Below are 10,419 nucleotides of genomic sequence, written 5' to 3'. Positions count from 1 at the left end.
GCCATCGGCCCCCCGCTTTTTTTACACAATCTGAACGGTGCTCACCGCAAACGCACACCCTTTTTACATCCGTGCTCGTATACTGGGGGGCAAACGGAGGTGCCGTTATTATGGATTATGGGATATGGACGCTGCTTCCAATCGTCGTCGTAGTGGCCGTGGCGCTCAAGAGCAGACGGGCGCTGGAGCCGCTGATTCTGGGAACCCTGCTCACCTATATCATCGTCGATGGACTTTCCTTCCCCATCGGCTGGATGGACGCCTTTTTCCGGGTGGCCACCGACCAGAGCCACCAGTGGGTGTTCATGGTGTGCGGCCTGTTCGGTGCGCTGATCGCCCTGCTGGGCGCCTCCCACGGGACGCTGGGCTTCTCCAGGCTGCTGGAGCGGCTTTGCCGGGGCCCCAGGACCACGCTGATTGTGACCTGGGTCATGGGGATTCTGATCTTTGTGGACGACTATCTGAATATCATGACCCTGAGCACCTGCATGCGCAAGCTCACTGACCGGCAGAAGGTGCCCCGGGAAACCCTGTCCTACATCATCGACTCCACCGGCGCGCCGGTGTGCGCCCTGCTGCCCTTCTCCACCTGGGCGGTGTTCTTTGCCGGGCTGTTCTACGCCGAGGCGGGCATCCCGGAGCTGGGCTACGGGAGCGCCATCAACACCTTCTGCGCTGTGATCCCCTTCATCTTCTACGCCATCGCGGCGGTGGCGCTGGTACCCCTGCTCTCCCTGGGGCTGGTGCCCAAGCTGGGGCGGATGAAGAAGGCCTATCGCCGGGTGGAGGAGACCGGAAAGGTCTACTCCCCCGAGAGCGCCGAGCTGAATCTGGAGGACGAGGACGACTCCCCGGCCATTACCGGCTGCCTGTGGGACTTTGTGCTCCCCATCGGCACGCTGATCGCCCTGACTATCGTGGGGGGCGAGCTGTTCCTGGCCCTGGTGGCCGCCATCGCCGTGTGCTTTTTGCTCTACATCCCCCGGAAGAAGCTGTCTCTCACTAGGTTCTGCGACCTGGCGATGCACGGCTTTTGCAACATGATCCCCACGGTGGCCATCATCTTCTTTGCCTTTGTGATGCAGGAGGGCATGACCGAGATCGGCATCGCCCCCTTCGTCATCAATGCCGTCAAGCCCATCCTGAGCCCGGCGGTGTTCCCGGCCATCGCCTTCCTGGTGGTGGCGGCTCTCAACTTCACCACCGGCAGCGTGTGGGGCATCACCGCCGTGACGGTGCCGATCCTGCTGCCCCTGGCCTTCTCCATCGGGGCCAACCCCCTGCTGGTGATGGGCGCCATCGTCTCCGGCGCCACCCTGGGCAGCCACGCCTGCTTCTACTCCGACGCCACGGTGCTCACCTCCAGCTGCTGCAAGATGGAGAATATGGACCACGCCCTGTCCCAACTGCCCTATTCCCTGTGTGCGGCCGGGCTTTCGGCGGCGGGCTATCTGGTATGCGGCCTCCTGATGTAGTATAATAGGGACAGAATGGGGAAAAGGAGGAGTCAGGATGCCCATGTATTTGTATTTGGGCGATATCACCCGGATGGAGACAGACGCCATTGTGAACGCCGCCGGCACGGATCTGCGGCGCTGCCCGGGCATCTGCGACGCGATTTTCGCCGCCGCCGACACGGAGAAGCTGGAGAGGGCGTGCCGGAAGCTGGGCCGCTGCCGCATCGGGCAGGCGGTGGCCACGCCGGGCTGCGGGCTGCCCTGCCGGTACATCATTCACGTGGCCGGGCCGGGCTGGTACGGCGGGGAGCCCCGGGAGCGGTTCCTGCTGGCCGGGTGCTACCAGAACGCCCTGCATAAGGCGTATCTGTGCAGCTGCCGGCGGGTGGCGGTGCCGCTGATCTTCTCCGGCGACTGCCACATGCCGCGGGCGGCCTCCCTCCGGGTGGCCGGGGCGGCGATTGCCGATTTCTGCCAGCGCCATCCCTCCATGGAGGTGACGCTGGTGCTCTACCGGCAGAGCATCTACGACATGGCTAAGCGTATCCTGGGCTGGGAGGACGCGCCGTCATAAGGGGGGACGGGCCTGCATATACATGCCACAGTTACCGAAACCAGGTAGGAGAGTGGATGGATATGCAAACAGGCTGGAATGAGAACCGGGCGCTGCTGCGGGGCACCGCGGCGGCGGAGCCGGTGCTGTCCCATGAGACCCACGGCGTGGTATACGAGACCTTTCCCCTCGCCGTCCGGCGGCTGTCCGGCTCGGAGGACCGGGTCAATGTCCTGGTCCCTAGGGCCCTGCTGGAGCAGCGGCCCGTGACGGAGGGGATGGAGCTGGAGGTGGAGGGGGAGGTGCGCTCCTTCAACAACAAGAGCGGCAAGGGCAGCCGCCTGGTGATCACCCTCTACGCCAAGGAGCTGCGCCCCGCCGCCGGAGAACACGAAAACCAGCTCCTGCTGGCGGGGGTGCTGTGCAAGCCGCCGGTGGTGCGGCGCACCCCGCTGGGCCGGGACATCTGCGATTTGATGCTGGCGGTGAACCGCCGGTACGGCCGAGCGGACTACCTGCCCTGCATCGCCTGGGGCGGCCTGGCCCGGCGGTGCGGGGCACTGGAGGTGGGGGACGGCGTGCGCATTGAGGGGCGGCTCCAGAGCCGGGCCTACACCAAGGTGGACCACGGCGTCAGTGAGGTGCGCACCGCCTACGAGGTCTCCGTCATGAAGCTGGAGCCGGTGGAGACATAACAGAAGGGGGGGGGGGGGTGCTGACGCGGCCCCGCCCCTTTTGGGCTATTTGCATTTCGGGTTGTTACGGAACAGGCGGATTCGTGACGGCGGTTTCCTTTCCGCTCAGTTGAACTTGTAGATCTTCCGGGCCAGGCGGTAGAGCTTGACGGACAGCTTGCGGCCCTGGTAGCCGGGGATGTTGCCCACGAAGGACAGGGAGCGGTACTTGAGCTTGTGGTACAGCTCCGGGTTGCTGGTGCGCAGGTACTCCCACAGCTCGGTCTTTTTACCCAGGGCGGCGGGAGAGCCGTCGATGATGAGGAAGATGGAGGAGATGGTCATCATCATGGACAGGTAGCTGGTCATATACCGGGCCAGCTTGCGCTGGGTTTGGTAGAGCTGCTTGAGGTTGTGGCTGTCGATCATCAGCTTGGTGACCCGCACCTGCTGGTCTACCCGGGTGACCATCACCTTTTCGTTCACGCTCTGGTCGGCCCGGCCGATGAAGTAGCGGTAGAGATCCACATCCATGTAGTAGATGCTCTTTACCGCCGGCAGGGGCTGGTAGACAAAGATGTTGTCCACATAGAAGGTGTGCTTGGGCAGCTCCAGCTGGCAGGCGCGCAGCATCTCGGTGCGGTAGATGACCGAGTGCATCAGCAGGTACTGGGAGGGCCGGAAGCGGCCGATCTCGTTCCAGGTGAACACGCGGCCCTCGGGGAACACGTTGGTATACTTCATCACCTTCTGCGTGTTGTCCTCCACGTGCTCATAGACGTAGTTGGCGATAAAGAGGTCCAGCGGCTGCTCCGCCCCGGCGAACGCCCTCAGCTTGTCCAGAACGGCCTTCAGGGCTGCCTCGTCCAGCCAGTCGTCGGAGTCCACCACCTTATAGTACATCCCTTGGGCGTGGCGCAGGCCCTGGTTGACCCCCTCACCGTGGCCGCCGTTCTCCTGGTGGATGGCCCGCACGATGTCCGGGTACTCCGCCTGATAGCGGTCGCAGATGGCGGGGGTGTCGTCCTTGGTGGAGCCGTCGTCCACCAGGATGATCTCGATGTCGTCCCCGCCGGTGAGCAGGGTGCGCACGCAGTGATCCATGTAGGCCGCGGAGTTGTAGCAGGGCACCGCGAATGTGATGAGCTTTGACATGGGCAGTCTCCTCACTTCAATAGGTCGTCACACAGCTCCAGCGCCCGTGCGGCGATGGCGTCCATGTTGTAGTATTTGTACTCCGCCAGCCGGCCCAGCAGGTGGAAATTCGGATAGCGGTCCGCCTCCGCCCGGTATTTGGCGTACAGGGCGTTGTTCCCGGCGTTGATGATGGCGTAGTAGGGGATCTCCCCCTTCGCTCCGGTGTAGGCGCGGGAGTACTCCTTCATGATGGTGGTTTGGCCGGGCAGCTCCTGCCCAGTCAGGTACTTGAACTCGGTGATGCGGGTGTAGTCCTGATCCACGGTATAGTTTACCGTTCCGTGGCTCTGCCAGAAGTCCACCGGGTGGGTCTCAAAGCGGAAGTCCAGGGTGCGGTAGGGCAGGCGGCCGTATTTGCAGCCGAACAGCTCGTCCGCCGCGCCGGTATAGATGATGGGGCCGGAGAAGGGCCTCCCGTCCAGAAGGGCGGCGCTGCCGTCCAGGGTCAGGCGGCTGGCCGCGTCCACCCCCAGCTCCACCGTGATGTCCGGGTGGTCCAGCAGGGACTGGAACATGGGGGTGTAGCCCTCCAGAGGCATGCCCTGGTAGGCGTCCTGAAAGTAGCGGCAGTCCTCCGACAGAAAGACCGGCACCCGGGCGGTGGTGTTGGGGTCGATCTCCTCCGGCGTCTGCCCCCACTGCTTCATGGTGTAGCGGACAAAGACGTGGCCATACACATAGTCGGCCAGGGCGGACAGCTCCGGGTCGGGATTCTGCCGCAGCTCCAGAATGGTGACCTTTTTCTCCATGCCATAGGCGGATACCAACTTCTCCGCCAGGGCGCGGGCCTTCTCCGGCGGAAAGGCGGCCCGCAGGGAGACCAGGTTGAAGGGCACCGGGTACTCCAGCCGCCCGTCCCCGTCGGGGAGATTGGCCACCACCTGGTGCTCGTAGGGCCGCCAGCGGGTGAAGCGGGAGAGATAGTCAAACACGCGGGTGCTGTTGGTGTGGAAGATATGGGGGCCGTACTGGTGGATCAGCACCCCCGCCTCGTCGAAGCAATCATAGGCGTTGCCGCCCACGTGGTTCCGGCGCTCCAGCACCAGTACCCGCTTGCCGCCCCGCTCGGCCAGCTCCCTGGCCGCCACGGAACCGGCCAGGCCGGCTCCGATGACAAGGCAGTCATATTGATGATTCATGGGGAATCGTCCTCTCTTCTCTGGTGTCAAACACAGTGTACCACAGGTTTCGGGAAAAAGGGATAAACATCCCATTAAGATATTCTTAAAATTACTTCCCTTTCCCCTCGGGAGCGGTTGGCTGATCCGGCTCGGTGGGGTAGAGGCCCACTTTGGCGGAGGGGCCGCCTAGAAAGCACTCGGCATAGTGGTCCATGGCCTGCCGGATGACCTGCACGGCGGCGGCCCGGTCGTTCACATCCTTGGCCACGGCCTGCTTGCCCTCCAGGGCCTTGTAGACAGAGAAGAAGTGCTTCATCTCGTCAAAGAGGTGGGGGGGCAGATCCATCAGGTCGTGGTAGGGGTTGTAGGTGGGGTCGGAGAAGGGGATGGCGATGATCTTCTCGTCGTTCTTGCCGCCGTCCAGCATGGAGATGTAGCCGATGGGGTAGCAGCGCACCAGGGTGAGGGGGTCGATTTCCTCCGAACAGAGCACCAGCACGTCCAGCGGATCGCCGTCGTCGCCGTAGGTGCGGGGAATGAAGCCGTAGTTGGCGGGGTAGTGGGTGGAGGTGTGGAGCACCCGGTCCAGGATGATAAGCCCGGTTTCCTTATCCAGCTCGTACTTCTTCTTGCTGCCCTTGGGAATCTCAATGACCGCCACGAAGTCCTCGGGCTGGATGCGGCTGGGGCTGATATCATGCCAGATATTTGACATCGTAAACACTCCTTTTGTGGGTCTTTTCTCCCATTATAGCCGTCCGGGAGGAAAAAAACAACATTTGTCTTGACAAATAAAACCTACAGATGTATGCTCAGCTTGAGCAAGACATACATTTGTAGGAGGTGAATGGGATGAAGAAGCTCAACCGCCTGCCCGAGGCGGAGCTGACCGTCATGCGGGCCGTGTGGCGGCTGGAGCCGCCCGTCCCCACCGGGGCCATTCGCGCCCGGCTGGAGAAGGAGCGGCCGTGGAATCTGTCCGCCCTTCAGACCCTGCTGGCCCGGCTGACCGAGCGGGGCTTCCTGTCCGTGGGGAAGGAGGGGCGGCAGAACGTCTATACCCCCCTGGTGGACGAGGGGGAGTACCTAGCGTTTGAGAACGCCCCCTTCCTGGAGGGGAGGGGCCTGCCCGGCCTGGTGGCCGCCCTGTATGACAGCCGCTCCGTCAGCCGGGAGGAGCTGGCCGAGCTGCGGGCCTTCCTGGACGAGGCCATGGGGAAGGAGGGGGACGTATGACCGCCCGCTTTGCCGACGTGCTGGAGATCTCCCTGGCCATGTCCGTGGTGCTGGCCGTACTGCTGGCCCTGCGGCCCCTTTTGAAGAAGCGGCTGCGGGCCGGGGCCTTTTACTGGGTGTGGCTGCTGGCCGCCCTCCGCCTGTGCATCCCCTTCAACCTGAGCCTGCCCCAGGCCCCGGTGACGGTGGAGGCGGTTCCCAGGGCCGTCTACCGGGTGGACACGGTTAACAGCAATCCCGGAAACCATCACTATGCGGCCCTGATAGAAGAAGAGGCGGCATCGGAAGAGGTAGCGGCAGAAAACGGGCCGGTGGATGGCGGCTCCATTCAGGATGTCTATACCCCGCTCTTCACCCTGGAGGGGGCCGTAGCCGCCCTGCTGGCGCGGTTTGAGGCCGCAAAGGCGGAGCTGGGGGTGAAGAACCTGGCCCTGCTGGTCTGTCCCGCCGTGGGCGCGCCCCTGGTGACGGGCTTTGTGAACCCGGCGCTCCTCCTGCCCCGGGAGACCGTGTCCGACGGGGTGCTCCGGCATGAGCTGATCCACACCCGCCGCCGGGATCTGTGGTATAAGCTGCTCCTGCTGCTCTCCCGCTCCCTCCACTGGTTCAACCCTCTGGTACACTGGATGGCCGCGGTCGCCAGCCGGGATCTGGAGCGCTCCTGCGACGAGGCGGCGGTGGCGGGGCGGGACGCCGCCTTCCGGGCGGCCTACGGGGCAGCCCTGCTGGACGCGGTGGAGGAGGGCATCGAGGCCCGCGCCCCCCTGACCACCCACTTCCGGGGCGGCAAGGCGGCCATGAAGGAGCGCCTGCTGTCCATCGCGTTGGGCGGAACGCGGAAAAAGGGCGTGGCCCTGGTCTGTGCCGCCGCCCTGGTGATCTCTGCCGGGGCCGCTGCCTGTTCTCTGGGGGAGAGAGGGAGTTCAGCTTCCGACGTAGAAATCTATGGAGAAAACTACTCCTTCCGGTGTCCCAGCGGACTGAGCGGCACCTACTCCAGCGGCGGCGAGTCCCTGATTTTGAGCGCTTCACCGCCTGCCGGCGGCCTGATCGTCAGCCCCACCGACTTTCTGTGGTATGCCGAGGGGAACCGGCGGCCTGACTTTGCATCCCTGGTGACCGGCTATGGCGTGGAGCTGTCCGATGAGGACGGCAATCCCATCCTCCCGGCGGAGGCGGTGGAGCTGACCGTGACCGATGATCTTCCATATCTGGACAAGGGAGAGAACATGCAGGGATTCCAGTGGCCTCTCTATACCTATGAAGTGCTGGTGGAGCGGGCCGACGGCCGGGAGGAGCTGCACACCTTTTATGTGATGGATCAGGCAGCCGCGGGAAACGGCGTCTATGACCTGTGGTTCGATCTGTCCCAGGTGAGCCGGGAGGAGGCGGAGGCTGTCCGGAACACCCTGGTGCTGGGCCGCGACCGCACGGAGAGTCCCGACGGAAGCCGGCTGATTTCAATTACCCCCAGCGGCCGCGGGTATCTGCTCTATGACACCGGCGGGGAGTATCCTGTCCCGCTGGGGCAGATTGCCGACTTCGGCGGCGGCATCCTCTCCGCTCCCCTCTGGTCGCCCGACGGCGCTCGGGTGGCGGTGACGGCTACCGACATTGCTACAGAGGCGGTGGCATTCTCTTTCCCGCTGGATGATTTGTACCCGGACGAGCTTCATAAGGACACAGGGGGCCTGTCGGGCCTCACCTTTGCCGCCCTGAACCCGGAGTACCAGATGGGAGATGCCGTCGGCTATCCCCGGTGCGTTCCCCTGGCCTGGTCAGAGGACGGCCTGTCCCTCCAGTATTCCTGGGCCTGGGCGGACACGGAGGGACAGCTCCATGAGGGCACCGCGTGGTATTGCTTTGACGAAAACGGCCGCTTTACGGAAATCCGGGACGTGGTGGAGAACGATGTGTACCCCGTGCATGGGTGAGGCGGCAACGAAACGTTTCCTGATGCCGCTGACTTTTTCGACAGGCAGAAGCGGGGCGGAGGAAATTCCTCCCCCCCCCCCCCCCCCCCGCTTCTGTTTTTATCAGCCGATCCGGGCAGACTGGTTACTGCATGCTGTTCTCGTACGCCTGGATCATCTTCTTGACCATCTGGCCGCCAACGGAACCGGCCTCACGGCTGGTCAGATCGCCATTGTAGCCCTGCTTCAGGTTGACGCCAACCTCCTGGGCGGCCTCCATCTTGAACTTGTTCAGGGCCTCACGGGCGCTGGGAACCACGGGCTGGTTGGAATTGGAATTGTTAGAGCTAGACATAATAGCGCATCTCCTTTGGTGACAAATTTGTTGGATTCGGTGAATCCAGACATAGCTTTGCCCCAGGGCGGATTTCTATGTGCGCCATTTTTTGCTGGTCGGGTCTGCGAAAAAAGGGGAATAATAATACAGATAGATAAAATTGAAGTAAACTGTGTCGGTTTTGGAAAGAACATCAGAAATAGAATAAAAGAGAAGATAAAAAAGAGGAAAATGTACCGTTGCCGCCCGGCGGACGCGGTTAAAGGGCCCAGGCATGCCACACACCGTCCTGCTGCTCGCGCTGGAGCCGTCCCTGCCGGCGCAGATGGTCCAGGTGGGCGATGCACTCGCCCACGGCAAACCACTTCTGGGCCAGGGGAAAGTCGTCCCAGCTCCTGGAGCGGATGTTCCAGGTCATGTGGGCGGCGGCTTCATAGGCGGTGCTGCCGGGGCGGGCGCGGAGGATGGCGGTCAGCTCGTCCAGGCGGCGGGCGTGGTGCTCCAGCAGGGCGTCCACCCGGGGGGCCAGCGCACCGGGGCGGCGGTGGCCGGGCAGAGCCAGGCGGGCGGGCAGCTCCCGCACGGCCCGCAAGCTGTCCAGATAGCATCCCAGGGCGTCCTCCATGCCGTTCCAAGGCGTGATATTGGGGCTGATGTCAAAGAGCACGTGGTCGCCGGTAAAGAGAATGCCGTCCGACTCGTCCCAGAAGCAGAGCTGGCCAGGGGTGTGACCGGGCGCGGGCAGGCAGGTGAGCCGGCGGCCGCCCGCCTCCAGCACAGCGCCGGGTTCCAGCGTGCGGTAACGGCCGGTGGGGACGGGGGCCAGAGCGCGGGCGGGGTTGGCCCTGTTTTGTGCCAACAGCTCCGGCGGAAAGCCCTCAGAGATATAAAAGGCATCGGTGTGGGCCCATTTGGCCTCCTCCGGCTGCTCCAGATAGGCCCGGTCGGGCCCGCTGACGTAAATCCAGCCGGTTTCCCCAACGACCTCCGGGGCCAGGCCGGAGTGGTCGGAGTGGAGATGGGTGAGGGCCACATCTACATCCCTGGGGTCCACATCCAGCTCCGCCAGCCCGGCAAACAGAGCGCGGCGGCCCTCCTCCTGTCGGAAGCCGGTATCGATAAGCAGGCTGCGCTCCCGCCCGCGGAGCAGGTAGCTGTTCAGTTCCCGGAGAGGGTTGCCGGGCAGGGGCACCGGAATCCGGTACAGGCCCTCCGAAATACACTCGGTCATCACATGCGCTCCTTTCTGTCCACGATCCATCCTACCAAAACGCTGGGGAGCCGTCAAGCGTATCAGCTTGCAGGCGGGAGGGGATCGGGGTATAATGGGAAAAAAGGGCGAAGGGAGTGGAAAAGAGTGGATTTCTGTGGAATATGCAGAGCTTTCGCGGCACAGTTCCGAAGCCGGTGGAAGGCCGCGTTTCCCACCATTCTGTTTTTTGTGGTTCTTTTTTTGACGGTTTCACTCCTGTTCGGGAGCCGGAACGCCATGGTGGTGTCCAGCACCACCACCCTGTTTCAGATCCGGCGGCAACGCAACAACACCGGTACATATTACATCAAGCTGCTGTTCATCACCCTCCTGCTGGGTATGCTCGCCTATCTGGCCAGTCGGAATGCGGTGCTCTGTGTGCTTTTGAACTTCACGGTTCCCTTTGCGCTGGTGTTTTTCCAGAGCGACCAGTTCGCGCCAAAGGGCTACTTCGGCTACGCCATGACCTTCGTGTTCCTGGAGCTCCGGCCGCCCACGCCGGAGGAATTTCCGGTTCAGATGCTGTGCCTGCTGTTCTGTACGCTGGTGCTCATCGGGGCGCTGCTCCTCTATGCCCGGCTGTCTGCCCCGTCCGCCCCGCCGGAGGAGGAGATCACCCGGAGCCTGACCCGCCTGGCGGAGCTGCTGGAGGAACTGGCCGGGGGAGGCGGGGCGGACG

The 10,419-nt window shown here is 63.5% G+C and carries 10 protein-coding genes and 1 pseudogene; 6 read left to right on the top strand and 5 right to left on the bottom strand.

The window, feature by feature from the left end; genetic code table 11:
- Positions 1-110: 110 nt before the first annotated feature.
- Genes ACESY8_RS08305 through ACESY8_RS08295 form a run of 3 tightly spaced genes read left to right on the top strand, consistent with a single transcriptional unit; the run spans position 111 to position 2,705 of the window.
- Positions 111-1,475: a Na+/H+ antiporter NhaC family protein gene (locus ACESY8_RS08305; RefSeq protein WP_054338643.1), complete on the top strand. Its 1,365-nt coding sequence runs from the start codon at positions 111-113 to the stop codon at positions 1,473-1,475.
- A 37-nt stretch (positions 1,476-1,512) separates the two neighbouring features.
- Positions 1,513-2,031 (top strand): macro domain-containing protein, encoded by a 519-nt coding sequence (locus ACESY8_RS08300; protein ID WP_007494050.1) that lies wholly within the window; start codon positions 1,513-1,515, stop codon positions 2,029-2,031.
- A 56-nt stretch (positions 2,032-2,087) separates the two neighbouring features.
- On the top strand, positions 2,088-2,705 hold the full coding sequence (locus ACESY8_RS08295; RefSeq protein ID WP_007494049.1) for a single-stranded DNA-binding protein: 618 nt from the start codon (positions 2,088-2,090) through the stop codon (positions 2,703-2,705).
- 105 nt (positions 2,706-2,810) lie between these two features.
- On the opposite strand, the gene ACESY8_RS08290 is transcribed toward ACESY8_RS08295, so the two are convergent.
- The 3 genes from ACESY8_RS08290 to ACESY8_RS08280 form a co-directional block, all read right to left on the bottom strand.
- A complete protein-coding gene (locus ACESY8_RS08290) occupies positions 2,811-3,839 on the bottom strand; it encodes a glycosyltransferase family 2 protein (protein ID WP_054338644.1) in 1,029 nt (342 codons plus the stop codon).
- A gap of 11 nt (positions 3,840-3,850) precedes the next feature.
- Positions 3,851-5,020 (bottom strand): UDP-galactopyranose mutase, encoded by a 1,170-nt coding sequence (glf, locus tag ACESY8_RS08285; protein ID WP_009258347.1) that lies wholly within the window; start codon positions 5,018-5,020, stop codon positions 3,851-3,853.
- 91 nt (positions 5,021-5,111) lie between these two features.
- The gene (locus ACESY8_RS08280) at positions 5,112-5,717 is read right to left on the bottom strand and encodes an inorganic diphosphatase (RefSeq protein WP_007494046.1); all 606 of its coding nucleotides are present in this window, start codon (positions 5,715-5,717) and stop codon (positions 5,112-5,114) included.
- 137 nt (positions 5,718-5,854) lie between these two features.
- Here ACESY8_RS08280 and ACESY8_RS08275 point away from each other — a divergent pair, with 137 nt between their 5' ends.
- Positions 5,855-6,238 carry a BlaI/MecI/CopY family transcriptional regulator gene (locus ACESY8_RS08275; protein WP_009258349.1) on the top strand — a complete coding sequence of 128 codons (384 nt, stop codon included), beginning with the start codon at positions 5,855-5,857 and terminating at the stop codon, positions 6,236-6,238.
- On the top strand, positions 6,235-8,172 hold the full coding sequence (locus ACESY8_RS08270; RefSeq protein ID WP_434307792.1) for a M56 family metallopeptidase: 1,938 nt from the start codon (positions 6,235-6,237) through the stop codon (positions 8,170-8,172). Before ACESY8_RS08275 ends, ACESY8_RS08270 begins: the two co-directional genes overlap by 4 nt.
- Positions 8,173-8,296: 124 nt before the next feature.
- Here the strand turns inward: ACESY8_RS08270 and ACESY8_RS08265 are convergent, their stop codons facing one another.
- Positions 8,297-8,506, bottom strand: coding sequence for an alpha/beta-type small acid-soluble spore protein (locus ACESY8_RS08265; RefSeq protein WP_007494041.1), 210 nt, complete (start codon positions 8,504-8,506; stop codon positions 8,297-8,299).
- 241 nt (positions 8,507-8,747) lie between these two features.
- A complete protein-coding gene (locus tag ACESY8_RS08260; RefSeq protein WP_044941198.1) occupies positions 8,748-9,719 on the bottom strand; it encodes an MBL fold metallo-hydrolase in 972 nt (323 codons plus the stop codon).
- 222 nt (positions 9,720-9,941) lie between these two features.
- Between ACESY8_RS08260 and ACESY8_RS08255 the strand changes: the two are divergent.
- A pseudogene (locus tag ACESY8_RS08255) lies at positions 9,942-10,419 on the top strand (FUSC family protein); the annotation flags it as partial.

Origin of the sequence: Clostridium sp. ATCC BAA-442, from assembly GCF_964239415.1 — a bacterium.
In the GTDB taxonomy this organism is placed as follows: Bacteria; Bacillota; Clostridia; order Oscillospirales; family Oscillospiraceae; genus Flavonifractor; species Flavonifractor plautii.
This window is presented reverse-complemented; position numbering and strand designations above follow the sequence as displayed.